Source organism: Ruegeria sp. (assembly GCF_965243365.1).
GTDB lineage: Bacteria > Pseudomonadota > Alphaproteobacteria > Rhodobacterales > Rhodobacteraceae > Ruegeria.
Map to the genome: position 1 here is coordinate 2,958,626 of NZ_CBDEUW010000002.1, position 16,358 is coordinate 2,974,983.

Consider the following 16,358-nt stretch of genomic DNA (forward strand, 5'->3'; position numbering starts at 1 on the left):
GCTCTTCACCCAGGTTCAGCAAATTTGACATACACGGCTCCATAAGGTCATGATACAAAACGATTTTATTTTCGGAAAAGCCCGATATGGCACTACATTTTGTGCGTCAGGAGGTCGGTTGGAATGGCCTCGACCGTTACGGGTTTTTCAGTTTCCGGATACGCCTTTCAAGCGCGTATGGTACGCCCGCCGCCTTCGCAACCCCTGCCGCCACCGGGTCTGGCCGAGCGTCCGTTCTGACCTCGATCCGTGCGCCGTCGACGGAGGTGAAGGACGTGGTGGCCCGCTGCCAGCGACCGAGCTTGTTGCGCACAGAGGCCCAACTGTCGTGGACCCCCTGCGCAGCGAGACGGGTCCGGATGACATTGACGCCGTACAGCGCCAGCACCGCGATGAACAGATGGCCCTCGATCCGCCTGGACAGTTGGTGCCAGATCGGGCGCAAGCCGAGTTCAGACTTGAGCGTCTCAAACGTCGCTTCGAGTTCGGTCAAACGCCAGTAGGTGCGCACCGTCTTCTCAAGGCCCCATTCCGTGTGGCTGGTGCGCAGCACATAGAGGCCCGCGCGGGCATCGCGTGTATTGAATGCCGCATTGGGTACCCATGTCACCGCGCTGGCCTTGCCATCCGAACCCTTTGTGACGCGGATGTCATAATGCTGATTGACCATAGCGTAGCGTTCCCGCAAACGCCCGAGCCGCTCCAGAACCTTGTCGTATGTCTTGACGGAGCGCGGCTTGCTCAAGCCGTCGTGCAAGGCGGTAAGTTCTGCCTCAAAGGCGTCCCGCTTCTTGGCCAGAATGGCTTCATCACGCTCCTGTCGCGCCTGGCTCCAGATGCAGAGTTGCGCTTCGTTCTCAGGCTCGTGGGACAGGTTCCAGATCCGCGCCTCATGCCCCGATCTGGTCTCGATCGTTGCATCAGGATCCCGCGCGCCTGCAGCATCCGCCTGATCCGGCTTGACCCCACCCCGCCTGACCGTGATCCAATGATAGCCCCGGTTGCGCAGTTCGGCGAGGTTGTTTTCGGTAGCGATGCCTGCATCCATGATGACCGTGGGCTTGTCCTTGTCCTCCGGTGTGGCAAGGCTGTCCAGCGCCTCGAACAGCGTGCCGGGTTCGCTGACATTGCCGGGCAGAACGCTGGAGCGGCGCGGGAAGCCGCCCTCGTCGGTGGCCATCGCGAGCGTGACAAGAGGGCAGTCGTTCCGTTTCTGCTTGGAGCGTCCGAACCTGGCCAGATCGGACGCTGGACGCCCGGTCATGTAGGTGTTGGTCAGGTCATAGAAGATCACCGCACCGGAACTGCCGAACAACGTGCGCTGACGGTCAAACAGCGCGTCTTCGATGGCCTCGTGGTGTTTGACCAGACCGTCACTGAGACGATACAGCTTGTCGAGATAGAGCGCCGGCCCGGTATTGAGGCGCAGAAGTTCAAACGTGGCACTGTTGGTCTCCAACCATCGCAAAGTCTCCCGTTCGCTGGCGGGATGCACCATGCGCGCAATCACCAGCGCCATGGCGATCCGGGCGTCTCGATCCGACAGGCCGACATTCTTGAGCACCCCAAGAAAGCCCAGAGCCTCCAGAGCGGCCAGGGCAAGTCGCTCACAGCCCACAGACCGCGCGTCTTCAATCTGTATGCTGTCGAGACGGATATTTGCTGTGCCGCCATCCAGGGCCTCGGCCGCCGACTGGACCAACGCGCGGCTGCGCAACTTCTGCACAATGGTATCCGCCATTGTCGCCAATTCCGGTTCAGGATCGAACAGAGGCGTTTCTCCCGTAATCCCCGCCTGAACGAGTTCGACCAGTTCGGGCCACTGCGATTTGGGGATCGGAAAGGCTGCTCCGAGGTTCAGGAGCGTCTTTTGTTGCACCTTGCGGCCCGTTCTAAAATTCTCGACCAACCGGACGGATCGGTAGCATTTGTCAGCGCGGCGGCGGGTCAGGGTCTCACGAATAAACATGTTCCTACATTAGGACCGCTGCACCCCACTGGGAATCCCGAAAAGCCCTCAGGAAGCACATTATGGCACCACTTCGAAAATCCAGAAACTCACCTCAACAAAATCAACGCTTTACCGGCCAGAAAGCGGCAATTTCGACCGATTTCAGCAAAAAAGTGCGGAACTTGGGTTCAGACCTTAATGCTGGATTCGGTCGCACCGCGCCGCCGCAAGGCTGCTCTAAGTACTTAGCCGCCATTTTAATTCAGTGTGTCTTCAGTTCGTTCCGAACACGATTCTTTCACTGACCACCCATCACTTAATGGAACAGCGGTCTCACGCCACATTAGAACGTTAGCTCGCAGGTCAGATTCCACACAAATTGTGTCGTTGAGTAGCACCGCAACTAAGTAGGTGGCATGTTCCGAAAGACCTTTAGACCTAATCGTCAGGTCGAATGGTTTGACAAGGTCGGCAGCATCATAAATTGCCTTGTAAGCTTGACCAAGAATTGATCCGGTAAACTCAGGCATCGTCCCTGTTGTAGTGACCGGGCTCGCTGCGCTGAATGTCCGCATGACAGCGTCAACGTCTACTGTACCATCCGGCAACAGCGGCACGTCCCCAGTGTCAGCTTGCACAGCCGAACAGCACAAGAGAACAAGCAATGATAAGATACGGATCATTTTTTGCTATCCAATAATCAACACGACACTGGATGAATAGAACATCCAGTAAGGGGAATGAAGGTCGCTTTGTCCGCTCAACTGACCTTCGTAACCCTCGACTCTCTTTCAAGCTCACCCAACTAAAAAAACGCCGCAGGAAGTCCCGCGGCGCTAATTAGCTCTACCACTCGTTCAGCAAGTACTACTGCTTAACTTCCGCCGCCGGGTTGGCGCTGCCCTTGCCGCCGCGGCCGGGGTTCAGCGGGTCGTCCTGACGCTGGACCGAACCCTCGAAATGGGCACCGCTTTCGATGGCGATGGTCTTGTGGATGATGTCGCCTTCGACACGCGCGGTCGAAGTCAGACGGACCTTCAGGCCGCGTACACGGCCCACGATACGTCCGTTGACAACCACATCATCAGCAGTGACTTCGCCCTTGATTGTCGCGGTTTCACCGATGGTCAGCAGATGAGCGCGGATGTCGCCCTCAACCGTGCCTTCAACCTGAATATCACCCGATGTCTTGAGGTTGCCGGTGATGTGCAGGTCCGAAGACAGAACTGATGCAGGCGGTTTCGCTTTTGGTGCCGAACTCGCCTTGGCCTCGGACGGGGCGGGGGTCGCCGGAGTCGCTGGCGCGGCGGGTTTTGCTGCCTCAGTCTCTTTGGGGCCGGGTTCGTTGATTTTGCTCTTAGAAAACATTTCTCGCAGCCTTGATGTAAGTCATTGGGTTAACAGGTTTTCCGTTCACACGCACTTCATAGTGCAGATGCGTACCGGTAGACCGTCCGGTGCTACCCATATCAGCAATATGATCCCCGCGCGAGACCCTTTGGCCAACCTTGACGCGGATCTTGGTGTTATGAGCGTAAAGTGTCTCAATCCCGAAGGCGTGTTTGATTTTCACCAAGCGGCCAAAACCGGACTGCCAACCCGCATGAGTGACGACACCATCTGCAGTTGCAAAGATATCGGTGCCAGGCGCACCAGCGAAATCAGCGCCATTATGCATTCGGCGTCCGCCGGTCTTGGGGTCTCGGCGTGTTCCGAATCCGCTGGTAAACCGAACCGCGGCATTCACAGGGCTGGCGAAGGGGGCCTTTTCGGCAGCGATGCGATACAGGTTCAGCTGGTCCATCTGTTCCAGCAGGATGTTCGCGCGGATCTGGTCGGGGGTCAGTTCCTCACCGCGCGTGCTGAAGGATAAAGGGGTCAGCGGACCGCCCATGCCGCTGTATCCGCGCCGGACTTCTTCGATAATGCGATCCGTTGGCATGCCAGCGCTGCGGAACATCTTGTCCAGGGGTTCGACAGAGATGACCATGGCTTCTTCAAGCTGGCGGAAGATTTCCTCGTTTCGTTCCTGCATCAGGCGGATTTCAAGCTCCAGCTCATCGCGCTGTTCAAGCGCACCCAGAGCATTGGCCGCGATCTGATCGCGTTCAAGTGCGGTACGGGTCAGCGCACTAGTCATGAACGCCATTTGTTCGGGATTGGCCGCTGCCGCCATATAGGCCGCGTCACCATCAGTGGCCATTTTCAGCGTAGCCAGTTCGTTTCGGGCTTCTTCGCGTTGCCGCATTGTGGCGCGCAGCGTGGTCTGGATCACCTCGATACCGGTCTCCAGTTCGCGACGCCGGTTTTCGGATTCCAACAGCTCTGACTGCATGGCCGAAACCTGCTCCAACGCAGCGTTGAAGCGGTCATGCGCAGCCAGCGCCTCGGCGGCGCGGGCGTCCCGTTCGGACGACAGGATGTTCAGGCGTTCCTGATAAGTGGCCTGATCACGTTTGGCCTGTTCCCGGAAATTCCCCGATCCGATGCTGTCCATGAGCAGGATCGCAGTCGCAACTGCAGTCCAGCCAACCATGACCGCAATGCCTGCGGCAGCCGCTAGCTGCGTCTCGGAACTCAGCCGGATGAACCGTGTATCATTGTCGGATTTCAGAAAAAGCCGGCGCTCAGGAAAATGCCGTTCAAGCAGTGAGTGTAGTTTGATTGCCAGACGTGTTCGCACGCGCCGTACCTCAATTGTCCCCATATCGCGGAGCCGGTCGTGAGTGAGTGTCCGCTCCTTGAGGCGATTGCATAAAGGGGTGAGGCCGATGGGGCAAGTTTGTTGACCAGTGAGGCCGCAGAACCACAGTTTTCCCGCCGTGAATCGGCGGGAAATCGCCGAAAGGGCAGCGGGCCGGTCAATCTATGGTCGAACCGGGGGCAGGCAGATCCTCGGTCAGAGGCCAATAGAAATCCGGAGGCAGTCCCGCCTTGGCCCGTTTTTCCTCGTTAAACGGAGGTTTAAGCGCGCCATGGAAATAACGCCGAACGAGAGAGTGGAACACGTCCTTGGGGTCCGCGTTGTCGCGTCCACACAGGAAGTGGAACCATTTAGAGCCATAGGCAACATGCCCGACTTCTTCAGCATAGATCACTTCCAGGGCAGCTACCGCCTGTTCGGCTTTGGCTTTGCGGAAGATGTCGATCATGCCCGGCGTGACATCCAGGCCGCGCGCCTCCAGCACCATTGGCACAACCGCAAGACGGCCCATCAGATCGTCGGCAGTATCTTCTGCAGCGCGCCACATCCCGGCATGGGCGGGCAACGCACCGTAGTGGCTTTCCATCTGCTCCAGACAATCACAAACCATTTCAAAATGGCGCGATTCCTCTTCGGCGCATTTGACCCAATCGTCGTAGAACCCGATGGGCATGGGAACACGCCCGAACCGGGCGATGATGTCCCAGTGCAGATCAACAGCGTTCAGTTCGATATGGGCCACGGCATGCAACAAGGCGATCCGCCCCGCCTCGGTCCCCGGTCGCCGCTTTGGCACGTCGCGTGGGGACAGCAGTTCGGGCTTGTCCGGGCGGGCAGGGGATGGTGGAGGCTTTGCAGTGCCGACGGCGATTTCCGCTGTCTCGCCCTTGCGCGCGGCGAACCATTCGGCGGCGTATTTCTGCGAAAGGGCGGTCTTGGCCCGCCCATCCGCAGTTGTCAGAACTTCGGTCGCCATCTGGGTCAGTGTTTTGGGCAAGGGTGTGCTCCGCCATTTCCGATTTCAGCGCGACATAGACCGGATGGCTGTCAGGGTCGAGAGATGCTTACAGCGCGCGCACGGCCTCAAGCACCTCATCCACGTGGCCTGGCACTTTGACCTTGCGCCAGACGCGGGCAATGCGGCCTTCGGCGTCAATCAGGAACGTCGACCGTTCGATCCCCATGGATTTGCGACCATACATGTTCTTTTCGACCCACACGCCGTAATCCTCACATACGGTCTGGCCTTCGTCAGACAGTAACGGTGTCGTGAGGCTGTGCTTGGCGACAAATTTGTCGTGTTTTGCCACGCTGTCGCGGGAAATCCCGAAAACGTGAGCGCCCGCATCGGCAAATGTCTGAAGTTGTTCCGAGAAACCAATGGATTCCTTGGTGCAGCCCGGCGTATCATCGCGAGGATAAAAAAACAGAACAACCGCGTTGCCGCGCTGTTCGGACAGGGTTACCTGGCCCCCACCATCACGCGGCAAAGTGAAATCGGGTGCGATGTCGGAAACGTCGGGCATATGAGAACTCCGGCTGAAAAATTAACGGTTGCCCAATATCATAGGGCACCGTCGGCGGGTTGAAAGACGTGGAACGCAATTTGGTGCAGCCAGACGAACAACAGGGTGAAACCGGCGCGAAAAAGCCACGCCGTCGCTCGCGTCGCCGAAGCGCTGTGCTGTGGGCGATGCGCGGCGTTTTTGTTTTGGTATTCCTCGCCATCGTTTCAGCGTTCATGGTGATCGGCCAACGGATGCACGCCCCGGCCTGGCTGCGCGACCGGGTCGAGGCACGGCTGGATCAGGCCCTGGGCGGTGTGCAAATCCGCTTTGGCGATGTCAGCCTTATCATTCACGAAGGGTGGCGCCCCCGTCTGCGTCTGACCGACGTGCGCATCAGCGATGCGGCGGGTCAGCAAATCGCCGAAGTGTCAGACCTGCGCGCGAGCCTTGCAATGCGGCCATTGCTGCGGGGGCATGTCCGGCCCAAACGCATCATACTGGATGGCGCTCAAATCGCGCTGACTCGTGGGATGGACGGTGCGCTGTCCCTGACCGTTGGCACGGGCAGCGCGCCGGTTGGGCAGGCTCCTAACCTGGCGCAGTTGATTGAAGCATCGGATGAGGTCTTCAAGTCTCCGTCACTATCGGCGCTGACTTCCGTTCGGCTGGACGGGATTACTTTGGACTATCAGGATGTGCGGCAGGGCCGATCCTGGATCATGGATGGCGGGCACATATTGGCAACCCGCAGCGATCAGCAGGTGCGGCTGGCGACGGGGTTCTCGGTTCTTTCGGGCCGGGACTATGTCAGCGGGATCGAGGCGAACTATACCAGTGCCTTGGACAGTGCAGCGGCCGAGTTCGGCGTGACCATCACCGATCTGCCCGCCGAAGATATTGCAGGTCAAAGTCCTGCCGTTGCCTGGTTGCAGGTGCTCAGAACCCCGATCTCTGGCGCGCTTCGCGGCAGTGTGGACGCTGAAGGAGCGTTGGGGCCGGTTTTTGCCACGTTGAACCTTGGGGCTGGTGCGGTACAGCCAAACCCGGAAACGCGCCCGATCAAATTCGAATCCGCCCGCACGTATTTCACATATGACCCATCCAAGCAGGAGCTGGATTTCAATGAAGTCTCGGCTGTATCCGCCTGGGGCTCTTTTCGAGGGGAAGGCAAAGCCTTTCTGAAAGGTGTCGAGGCGGGGTGGCTTGAAAGTATGTCCGGTCAGTTCCGGCTCAGCGGTATCCAACTGAACCCGGCAGATCTTTTCCCCGAAGCGCTGAATCTGAAACGCGCAGACGTTGATTTTCAGATGAAACTGGCCCCGTTCCGCATGCGGTTGGGACAAGTGACTGTCGAGGATGGTGAACACCGGTTGCGGTTTGATGGCGAACTCGCCGGCTTGTCCGAGGGTTGGGCTGCGAAGATCGACGCACAGATCGACCGGATGGGGTCCGAGCAGCTATTGAAATATTGGCCGGAGCGACTGGCGCCGAAGCCCCGTAAATGGGTGACCGAAAACATCTTTCATGGTGAGATGTCCGATTTGGACTTTGCTTTGCGCCTTAAGCCGGATGCCAAGCCCGACATTTACGCAGATTTCGAGTTTGCTGAAACCAAGTTGCGCTTTGCCAAAACCCTGCCTCCGATCCAGCAGGCACAGGGGCAGGCCAGTCTGCTCAACCGCCGTTTTACAGTGACGGCACAGCAGGGGATCGTGATCGCGGATCAGGGCGGGGCGGTGGATGCTGCGGGGACGTCATTCATTATTCCGGATACAAGTATCAAGAAGTCGTCGCCTGGTATCGCGCGGGTGCAGGCAAAGGGCAGCGTGACAGCGGCTTTGTCCTTGCTGGATCGTCCGCCATTGCAATTGCTGAAGAAAGCTAATCTGCCTGTGGACTTGGCCGAGGGGCAGGTGGCGCTGACCGGCACCCTTTCACTGCCGATGAAAAAGGGGCTCAAGTTCGACGAGGCACGGTTTCACTTTACCGGAGATTTGGGCGATCTCGACAGCGACAAGCTGGTGCCGGGATTCGAGGTCAGCGCGGACCGCTTGCGCCTGGTAGGTGATCAGTCACAGGTCTCAATCGATGGCAACGGGTTCTTCGGAGAGGTCCCGGTTCGGGCCAAGTGGACGCAGGCGATTGGCGGAAAAGAGCCGCAGCGCAGCCAGTTGGCAGGCCAGATCGAGCTTTCTCCGCTGCTGATGGACCAGATCAATGCCGGGCTTCCGCAGGGTATGCTGACTGGATTGGGGATCGCGGATTTTGATCTTGGCATCGGGGCTGGTGAGCCTCCGCGTTTGACGGCGCGGTCAGATTTGGTGGGGGTGGGGATGGCGATCCCGGAACTGGGCTGGCGCAAACCTGCCAGCACCGCTGGAACCATGACCGCGGCTGCAACCCTGGGTGATGAGCTGAGTGTGGATGAATTGCGGATCGATGCGGCGGGGCTGCGCACTTCGGCCACGATCTCATTTCGCGACGGCGGTTTTGATCGGGTGCGGTTCAGCTCATTTGAATTGGGGAATTGGTTGGCGGTGCCAGCAGAGCTGATCGGACGCGGTGCCGCCGTGCCAGACATTCGGGTTTTGGGCGGCGTGTTGAATCTGGCCAAATCGACCTTTGGCAGCGGGGGCGGTGGCGCGGGTCCCGGGCCTAACCTTGACGTGACGCTTGACCGGCTGCAGGTCACGGAAACGGTTGCGCTGACGGGGTTGAACGGGTCGTTCCAGACGACGGGTGGCCTGACAGGGGCCTTCAGCGCGCAGGTCAATGGCGGCGCTCCAGTTCAGGGGCAAGTCACCCCACGCGGTGCGCGTAGTGCTGTCACGATGACCTCGGGGGATGCCGGGGCTGTTTTGCGGTCGGCAGGAATTCTGACACAGGCACGAGAGGGAACAATGGACCTGCGGCTGGAACCTGCCGCCGCGCCCGGAGATTATGACGTCGATCTCAAGATCAAGAATACACGGATCAAGGACGCGCCTGCCATGGCTGCTTTGCTGAATGCGATCAGCCTTGTTGGGCTATTGGATGAGATGGCGGGGCAGGGTATCTTTTTCTCGGCCATCGACAGCAAAATGCGCATCACACCGACCGAGGTCAAAGTTCTCAGCGGTAGCGCAGTCGGGCCCTCAATGGGCCTGTCCTTTGACGGCACGATCGATACGGTTGCGGGGATGCTGGATTTGCGCGGTGCGATTTCTCCGATCTACCTGCTAAACGCGGTTGGCAGCGTGTTGACCCAGAAAGGGGAAGGCATCTTTGCTTTCAACTACACGCTCAAGGGGCCTCTGACCGACCCTAAGGTATCGGTTAATCCTCTTTCCGGGCTGGCCCCCTTGTTTTTGCGCAATCTGATGCGGGCCCCGGCGCCGACGGTGTCTGACGGTCCGAATGCGGTACCGGACCGATCCAACGCATCCTCACATACCCGGGGCGAGGACCGCTGATCTTGGTATAGCCGAATCTGTTATGCCGCTGTATGGCGCGCGCATGAAGCTCAGCGATTTTGATTTCCGTCTGCCCGAAGACCTGATCGCCACGCGGCCTGCTCAGCCGCGCTCGTCAGCGCGCCTGTTGGTTGCCGACCGGGACGGAATTTCAGACCAGCACGTATTCGACCTGCCGAACTGGTTGCGACCGGGGGATCGTCTGGTGCTGAACGACACCCGGGTCATACCAGCGCGCCTGAATGGCCGGCGTCATCGGGACAGTGCGCAAGGGCCGGTCTCGGCCGCTATCGAGGCGACTTTGCTGGATCCGCAGGCTGACGGCACCTGGGCCGCGCTGATCAAGCCGCTGAAGAAAGTCAAAATCGGGGAAGAGATCACTTTCTCACCCCTTCTCAGCGCCCGTCTGACTGGGGTTTCGGACGGGCAGGCTTACCTGCAGTTCAATCTGTCGGGCGACGATTTTGACGCCGCGCTAGAGAAGGCGGGCGCCATGCCGTTGCCGCCATACATTGCTGCCAAGCGCCCGGCGGATGAGCAGGACAAGACCGACTATCAAACGATCTGGGCACGCAATTCGGGGGCCGTCGCCGCGCCGACCGCCTCATTGCATTTCGATGATGATCTGATGCAGGCGCTGGCAGATCGGGGCGTCACCTTTACTCATGTCACGTTGCACGTGGGCGCGGGCACCTTCCTGCCGGTGAAGGTCGAGGACGTGACCACACATAAGATGCATGCCGAATGGGGCCGGGTCAGCGCCGAAGCCGCCACCGAGATCAAGGCGACTAAGGCGGCAGGCAATCGGGTCATCCCTGTTGGCACGACAGCGCTGCGGCTAATCGAAAGCGCGGCGCGAAGTGGTCAGATTCAGCCCTGGGAAGGTGAAACCGACATTTTCATTTATCCAGGGTTCAAGTTTCATGTCACCGATGCCCTGATGACGAATTTTCATCTGCCGAAGTCAACATTACTGATGCTTGTGTCGGCGCTGGCGGGGCAGGATCGGGTCAAAGAGATTTACGACCACGCTGTTGCGCAGAAGTACCGGTTCTTTTCTTACGGGGACGCGTCGCTTCTGATCCCATGAGTGCCGGGATTTTTGGACAATTGCGGCACTAATGTCGTAAACGACCGCGACAAAAACGATTCATCGTTGAAAGTCAGAGGAAACACATCGGCGGCTTTGGGTAGGCGGAATGCTTCAGGTTCTTTCCAGTGCATGGGCACTGCTTCTTGGCATGGGGTTGCTGATGGTTGGCAACGGGCTTCAGGGCACGTTGCTGGGTGTCCGAGGGCAGATCGAGGATTTCTCGACCCTGCAGATGTCATTCGTCATGTCCGCCTATTTTGTCGGCTTCCTCGGAGGATCGCGCCTGGCGCCCGAGATGATCCGGCGGGTCGGGCACGTGCGCGTCTTTGCGGCGCTTGCGTCGTTCATTTCCGCCGTGATGATCATGTATCCGCTGCTGACCGACCCGGTCGCATGGGCGCTGGGGCGAGTCATTATCGGTTTCTGTTTCTCTGGCGTTTACGTGACTGCGGAAAGCTGGCTGAACAATGCCGCCAGCAACGAAAACCGCGGTCAGGCCCTGTCGCTTTATATGATCGTACAGATGACGGGTATCGTCAGCGCGCAGGCTTTGATGCTGGTCGGCGACCCTGCGGGGTACGAGTCTTTTGTGATCGCTTCGATCTTCGTATCGGTTTCATTCGCTCCGATCCTGTTGTCGATTTCTCCAACGCCATCCTTCGACACGACCAAACCTATGACCCTGAAACAGCTTATGAATGCGTCCCCGCTGGGCTGCGTTGGTATGCTATTATTAGGGGGCGTCTTCTCGGCGCAATTTACAATGGCTGCGGTGTATGGAGCCGAGGCAGGGCTGTCAGTCGTCGAAATCTCGACCTTTGTTGCGTCCTTCTATATCGGGGCTTTAGTACTGCAATATCCGCTGGGTTGGCTGTCGGATCGATTTGATCGTCGTATAACGATCCTCTTTGGTGCAGCCGTAGGTGGTACGAGCGCGCTAGTAGGGTTGTTCTTCGGGTTCTCGATGCCCATTCTGCTTTCTACGGCCTTCGTCATTGGCGGCATGTCCAACCCGCTCTATTCGATGCTGATCGCCTATACAAACGACTACCTTGAATACGAGGATATGGCCGCGGCTTCGGGCGGGTTGATCTTTATCAACGGTCTTGGTGCGATTGCAGGGCCTCTGATAACCGGTTGGCTGATGGGGAGTGGTGTTTTTGGGCCACAGGGGTTCTTCCTGTTCATCGCCACATTGTTGTTCGCCGTAGCGGTCTACGCGGCCTACCGAATGACCCAGCGCGCCTATGTCGTTGTTGATGAAACCGCTTCAATTGCACCTATTTACCCAACATCGTCGCCGGTTGCGCTTGAAGTCGCGCAGGAGGTTGTGATCGAGGCTGCGCAGGATGAGGCTGAAACAACTCAGGAATCCGCCTAAGCGCCGGATTTATTTCGCGCATGTTGCAATATTTTACTGTAACACTTCTGTAAAACCGACTTAACTGACGTTACGTCCCTGGGGAGGGAATTTACGGAGTCTAAGGGCATGGTTAGTCCTGAAGAAGTATTGAGTTTTTGGTTAGACGAAGTGGGCCCGGAAGGGTGGTATTTGCAGGATGAGGCGCTGGACGCGCAAATCCGCGAAAGGTTTCTGGAAACATGGAAAGCGGCGTGTGAGGGTCGTTTCTCGCTGTGGTTGACATATCCCAGCGGGTCGCTGGCCTATATCATTCTGACGGATCAGTTTCCGCGCAACATGTTCAGGGGCAGCAAGCAAGCCTTTGCTTCGGACAAAGCAGCCCTGGCGGCTGCAAAATGCGCGGTCGACAAAGGCTGGGATCTGAAGATCGATGAGCCGGCGCGGCAGTTTTTCTACCTGCCCATGATGCATTCGGAAAACCTGTGCGATCAGGAGCGCTGTGTGCGCCTGATGTGCGAGAGGATGCCGAACCATGGTGCCGGTAACCTTCTGCATGCGCGTGCGCATCGCGAAGTGATCCGGCAGTTCGGTCGCTTCCCGTACCGCAACGAAGCGTTGGACCGCCCCACCACCGAGCATGAAGCCGCTTACGTCAGCAACGGCGGCTACGGTGCAACAGTGCGGGCTTTGCAGTCGGCGACCTAAGTCGCCGGCACACAGCCGCGAAGGGCCATGTATTGACCCGAGATCGCCTCGGCTGAGGTGGTGATGGCGTAGTTGATCAGGTCCTCGGGATTGTCGACGATTTCCAACATGCGGGACTGAGCACCAGCCAGCTTGCCTTCCAGATCTTTCAGGCTTTGCATCGCATCATTCAGCTGCGCACGCGAAGCGGTATCCAGCGTACCGTCCTGTTGCCGGATTGCGACCAAGGCGCTGCGAATGCCCTCAAGCTCTCCCCGAATACCCTGAACCTGTTCCTTTAGCGGGATGACGACCTGCAAATTCTCTTTGAAACCAGTTTGGACGTTTTCCACCGATTGCGCCACCTTCCACACCAGAAACAGACACAGCGCCATTAAAATTAGCGTTGCGTTCAATAGGGCGAAGAAAAGGTCCTTGAGCGTTTTGGCCATGATTTGCCTTCCATTAATCAATGACTTGAAGAAACCGGGGATGTCCTGGCGCCTCTTTTCTAGCCTTTGCCATTCAGCAGGTATAGGCTGAAATCAGCGCAAAATGCGCAAATTGCCCCTGCGTCACATATGTCGCGGGCACAGTTGTTGATGCGTCGAGAAAATTAGTTTAATGGTAAACTATATTTTTTTGACCTGCGCCGAGAGGGACACATGGCTGCACAATCCTTTGATCTGATCGTAATCGGGGCCGGCCCCGGAGGCTATGTCGCCGCTATCCGCGCGGCTCAGCTAGGGCTGAAAACCGCTGTGGTCGAGCGCGAACACCTTGGCGGTATCTGTCTGAACTGGGGCTGTATTCCAACCAAGGCGCTGCTGCGGTCCTCGGAAGTGTTTCATCTGATGGAGCGTGCGAAGGACTTTGGCCTGAAGGCCGACAAGGTCGGGTATGATCTGGACGCAGTCGTCAAGCGATCGCGCGGGGTTGCGGCGCAGTTGTCGGGGGGTATTGGTCACCTGTTGAAAAAGAACAAGGTGACCGTGGTAATGGGTGAGGCGACGATCCCGGCCAAAGGTAAGGTCAGCGTCAAAACCGATAAAGGGACAGAAGAGCTGACGGCGAAGAACATCGTTCTGGCCACCGGCGCGCGTGCGCGTGAATTGCCGGGGCTGGAGGCTGATGGCGATCTGGTTTGGACTTATAAGCACGCCCTGCAACCGCCCCGGATGCCTAAAAAGCTGCTGGTTATCGGGTCGGGCGCGATTGGGATCGAATTTGCCAGCTTCTACAACACGCTGGGTGCGGATACGACCGTGGTTGAAGTCATGGATCGCGTCCTGCCGGTTGAGGATGCCGAAATCAGCGCCTTTGCCAAGAAAGCCTTTACCAAGCAGGGCATGACCATCATGGAAAAGGCGATGGTCAAGCAGCTGGATCGCGCCAAGGGCAAGGTCACCGCGCATATCGAAGTGAAGGGTAAGGTCGAAAAGCACGATTTTGACATTGTGATCTCGGCGGTTGGTATCGTTGGCAACGTTGAAAACCTGGGCCTTGAGGCACTGGGCGTTAAGATCGACAGGACCCATGTCGTCACTGACGAGTTCTGCCGCACCGGGGTTGAGGGGCTTTATGCCATTGGCGATATCGCTGGCGCGCCTTGGCTTGCGCACAAGGCCAGCCACGAAGGTGTCATGGTGGCCGAGTTGATTGCAGGAAAACACGCACATCCGGTGAAACCCGAGAGCATCGCAGGATGTACCTATTGCCAGCCTCAGGTCGCCTCGGTTGGGTACTCGGAAGCCAAGGCCAAAGAGTTGGGCTACGACATCAAGGTTGGTCGTTTCCCATTCATCGGCAACGGCAAGGCTATCGCTTTGGGTGAACCGGAAGGTCTGATCAAAACGGTCTTCGACACCAAGACCGGAGAGCTACTAGGCGCCCATATGATTGGCGCCGAGGTGACCGAACTGATCCAGGGCTATGTGGTGGGCCGCCAGTTGGAAACCACCGAAGAAGACTTGATGAACACAGTCTTCCCACATCCGACGCTGTCAGAGATGATGCATGAAAGCGTGCTGGATGCTTATGGGCGCGTGATCCACATGTAGAAGAAGGGGGCTCTGCCCCCGCCGCGGCAAGCCGCGACTCCCCCGGGATATTTATAGCCAGATGAAGCAGGGGATCCGTACTTCATCTGGCCCCAAATATCCCGGTGCGCGAGGCAGAGCCTCGCTGAAGACTCTTACTTATTCAAAGCATCCAGAATACGGGCCCAGGAGCGGATGCCCTTGTGGAAGCTTTTGACGTCGTATTTCTCGTTCGGCGAATGGATGGCGTCGTCATCATTGGCATAGCCGACCAGCATCGAATCCAACCCAAGCACGGTGTCGAAATAGCCAACCACCGGAATTGATCCACCCATGCCTGTAAAGACCGCTTCGCGTTCCCATTCGTCGGAAAGGGCGCCTCGGGCGGCTTCGAATTCGGGGCGGTCCAGATTCATCACCGAGGCGGGGGACCCTTCGAGGTCGTTGTCCCATTCGACACTTGCATCAGGCGACAGACGGTCTTCGACATGTTTGCGGATTTTGTCGCGCAGCTTGTCCGGGTCCATGTCGCCCACCAGACGGCAGGTGATTTTGCAATGCGCCAGAGAGGGGATCACCGTTTTCGATCCGGCCCCGTTGTAACCGCCCCAAAGGCCGTTGACCTCAAGCGTGGGTCTGGCCCATTGCTGTTCGAGGGTTGAGTATGCCTTTTCTCCGTGGGGCTGGGAATAGCCGACCGAGTTCAGGTAATCTTGTTCGTCGAAGCCGCAATTTTCCCATTGCCGCAGTTGTTCTTGCGGCACCTCATGGACGCCTTCGTAGAAGCCTTCGACTGCGACACGGCCCGTTTCTTCATCATAGAATGAGGCCACAATACGAGACAGTTCCCGCAGCGGGTTCAATCCGGGGCCGCCATAATGGCCTGAATGCAGGTCGATACGCGGGCCTTGAATGGTAAATTCATCCTTTAGCATTCCGCGCAGCTGCGCAGCGATGGAAGGGACGCCGCGGGACACCATCGATGTATCGCAGACCAGCGCCAGGTCGGCTTTCAGTTCGGCCACGTTTTCCTGCAGGAACGGAACCAGCGACGGCGAGCCTGATTCTTCCTCGCCCTCAAAGAAAAATGTGATGCGGCAGGGCAATTTACCGTGAACGGCCTTCCAGGCGCGGCAGGCTTCGACGAAGGTCATCAACTGGCCTTTGTCGTCGGACGATCCGCGGCCCCGGATCACTTGACCGTTAGGAGTGTCTTCAAGGGCCGGTTCGAAAGGGGGCCGATCCCACAGCTCCAGCGGATCGACCGGCTGCACATCATAGTGGCCATAAAACAGCAGATGGGGGCCATCGCTATCCTCTCCGACGTGGCCCACCACCATCGGGTGACCGGTTGTTGGGCGTTTTTCGGCTGAAATCCCAATGCTTTGCAGGTCGGAGACCAGCCAATCTGCGGCCCTGTCAACATCCGCTTTGTAGGCAGGATCGGTCGAAATCGAGGGGATGCGCAGCAGTTCCATCAGGCGGTCGATCGAGGCGGTCAGATCAGCGTCGATCCGACCCAGGACGGCGTCAAGAGACATGGGAAGGCTCCTTGGAGTGTGGT

The 16,358-nt window shown here is 58.1% G+C and carries 13 protein-coding genes; 5 read left to right on the forward strand and 8 right to left on the reverse strand.

Annotated features, from left to right (window positions below):
* Positions 1-136 precede the first annotated feature (136 nt).
* The 6 genes from ACP0GE_RS18405 to ACP0GE_RS18430 all read right to left on the reverse strand — a co-directional run bounded on the left by ACP0GE_RS18405 (position 137) and on the right by ACP0GE_RS18430 (position 6,181).
* Positions 137-1,969, reverse strand: a complete 1,833-nt coding sequence (locus tag ACP0GE_RS18405; RefSeq protein ID WP_424830302.1) for an IS1634 family transposase — start codon at positions 1,967-1,969, stop codon at positions 137-139.
* A gap of 239 nt (positions 1,970-2,208) precedes the next feature.
* Complete coding sequence (locus ACP0GE_RS18410; RefSeq protein WP_424833356.1) at positions 2,209-2,634, reverse strand: hypothetical protein; 426 nt, start codon at positions 2,632-2,634, stop codon at positions 2,209-2,211.
* Between the two features lie 184 nt (positions 2,635-2,818).
* On the reverse strand, positions 2,819-3,319 hold the full coding sequence (locus ACP0GE_RS18415; protein WP_424833357.1) for a bactofilin family protein: 501 nt from the start codon (positions 3,317-3,319) through the stop codon (positions 2,819-2,821).
* Positions 3,309-4,634 carry a DUF5930 domain-containing protein gene (locus tag ACP0GE_RS18420; protein ID WP_424833358.1) on the reverse strand — a complete coding sequence of 442 codons (1,326 nt, stop codon included), beginning with the start codon at positions 4,632-4,634 and terminating at the stop codon, positions 3,309-3,311. Before ACP0GE_RS18420 ends, ACP0GE_RS18415 begins: the two co-directional genes overlap by 11 nt.
* A gap of 178 nt (positions 4,635-4,812) precedes the next feature.
* On the reverse strand, positions 4,813-5,631 hold the full coding sequence (locus ACP0GE_RS18425; protein ID WP_424833870.1) for a ferritin-like domain-containing protein: 819 nt from the start codon (positions 5,629-5,631) through the stop codon (positions 4,813-4,815).
* Positions 5,632-5,719: 88 nt separating this feature from the next.
* A complete protein-coding gene (locus tag ACP0GE_RS18430; protein ID WP_424833359.1) occupies positions 5,720-6,181 on the reverse strand; it encodes a peroxiredoxin in 462 nt (153 codons plus the stop codon).
* Positions 6,182-6,249: 68 nt separating this feature from the next.
* Between ACP0GE_RS18430 and ACP0GE_RS18435 the strand changes: the two genes are divergently transcribed.
* The 4 genes from ACP0GE_RS18435 (at position 6,250) to ACP0GE_RS18450 (ending at position 12,776) form a co-directional block, all read left to right on the forward strand.
* Positions 6,250-9,615, forward strand: coding sequence for a DUF3971 domain-containing protein (locus tag ACP0GE_RS18435; protein WP_424833360.1), 3,366 nt, complete (start codon positions 6,250-6,252; stop codon positions 9,613-9,615).
* Positions 9,616-9,658: 43 nt separating this feature from the next.
* A complete protein-coding gene (queA, locus tag ACP0GE_RS18440) occupies positions 9,659-10,705 on the forward strand; it encodes a tRNA preQ1(34) S-adenosylmethionine ribosyltransferase-isomerase QueA (protein ID WP_424833361.1) in 1,047 nt (348 codons plus the stop codon).
* A gap of 109 nt (positions 10,706-10,814) precedes the next feature.
* Positions 10,815-12,089: an MFS transporter gene (locus ACP0GE_RS18445; protein WP_424833362.1), complete on the forward strand. Its 1,275-nt coding sequence runs from the start codon at positions 10,815-10,817 to the stop codon at positions 12,087-12,089.
* A gap of 108 nt (positions 12,090-12,197) precedes the next feature.
* Positions 12,198-12,776, forward strand: a complete 579-nt coding sequence (locus tag ACP0GE_RS18450) for a DUF924 family protein (protein WP_424833363.1) — start codon at positions 12,198-12,200, stop codon at positions 12,774-12,776.
* Here the strand turns inward: ACP0GE_RS18450 and ACP0GE_RS18455 are convergent.
* On the reverse strand, positions 12,773-13,207 hold the full coding sequence (locus ACP0GE_RS18455; protein ID WP_424833364.1) for a hypothetical protein: 435 nt from the start codon (positions 13,205-13,207) through the stop codon (positions 12,773-12,775). The genes ACP0GE_RS18450 and ACP0GE_RS18455 overlap by 4 nt on opposite strands.
* Before the next feature lie 213 nt (positions 13,208-13,420).
* On the opposite strand from ACP0GE_RS18455, the gene lpdA reads away from it, so the two are divergent.
* Positions 13,421-14,815 (forward strand): dihydrolipoyl dehydrogenase, encoded by a 1,395-nt coding sequence (lpdA, locus tag ACP0GE_RS18460; protein ID WP_424833365.1) that lies wholly within the window; start codon positions 13,421-13,423, stop codon positions 14,813-14,815.
* Positions 14,816-14,949: 134 nt separating this feature from the next.
* Here lpdA and ACP0GE_RS18465 read toward each other — a convergent pair whose 3' ends face one another.
* Positions 14,950-16,335 carry a M20/M25/M40 family metallo-hydrolase gene (locus tag ACP0GE_RS18465; protein ID WP_424833366.1) on the reverse strand — a complete coding sequence of 462 codons (1,386 nt, stop codon included), beginning with the start codon at positions 16,333-16,335 and terminating at the stop codon, positions 14,950-14,952.
* Between the last annotated feature and the right edge of the window lie 23 nt (positions 16,336-16,358).

Bases quoted from the DNA above. Each gene is read 5' to 3' on its own strand.
- queA (WP_424833361.1), top strand. From the start codon at position 9,659: ATGAAGCTCAGCGATTTTGATTTCCGTCTGCCCGAAGACCTGATCGCC.
- ACP0GE_RS18425 (WP_424833870.1), bottom strand. From the start codon at position 5,631: ATGGCGACCGAAGTTCTGACAACTGCGGATGGGCGGGCCAAGACCGCC.
- ACP0GE_RS18465 (WP_424833366.1), bottom strand. From the start codon at position 16,335: ATGTCTCTTGACGCCGTCCTGGGTCGGATCGACGCTGATCTGACCGCC.
- ACP0GE_RS18410 (WP_424833356.1), bottom strand. From the start codon at position 2,634: ATGATCCGTATCTTATCATTGCTTGTTCTCTTGTGCTGTTCGGCTGTG.
- ACP0GE_RS18415 (WP_424833357.1), bottom strand. From the start codon at position 3,319: ATGTTTTCTAAGAGCAAAATCAACGAACCCGGCCCCAAAGAGACTGAG.
- ACP0GE_RS18445 (WP_424833362.1), top strand. From the start codon at position 10,815: ATGCTTCAGGTTCTTTCCAGTGCATGGGCACTGCTTCTTGGCATGGGG.
- lpdA (WP_424833365.1), top strand. From the start codon at position 13,421: ATGGCTGCACAATCCTTTGATCTGATCGTAATCGGGGCCGGCCCCGGA.
- ACP0GE_RS18405 (WP_424830302.1), bottom strand. From the start codon at position 1,969: ATGTTTATTCGTGAGACCCTGACCCGCCGCCGCGCTGACAAATGCTAC.
- ACP0GE_RS18430 (WP_424833359.1), bottom strand. From the start codon at position 6,181: ATGCCCGACGTTTCCGACATCGCACCCGATTTCACTTTGCCGCGTGAT.
- ACP0GE_RS18450 (WP_424833363.1), top strand. From the start codon at position 12,198: ATGGTTAGTCCTGAAGAAGTATTGAGTTTTTGGTTAGACGAAGTGGGC.
- ACP0GE_RS18455 (WP_424833364.1), bottom strand. From the start codon at position 13,207: ATGGCCAAAACGCTCAAGGACCTTTTCTTCGCCCTATTGAACGCAACG.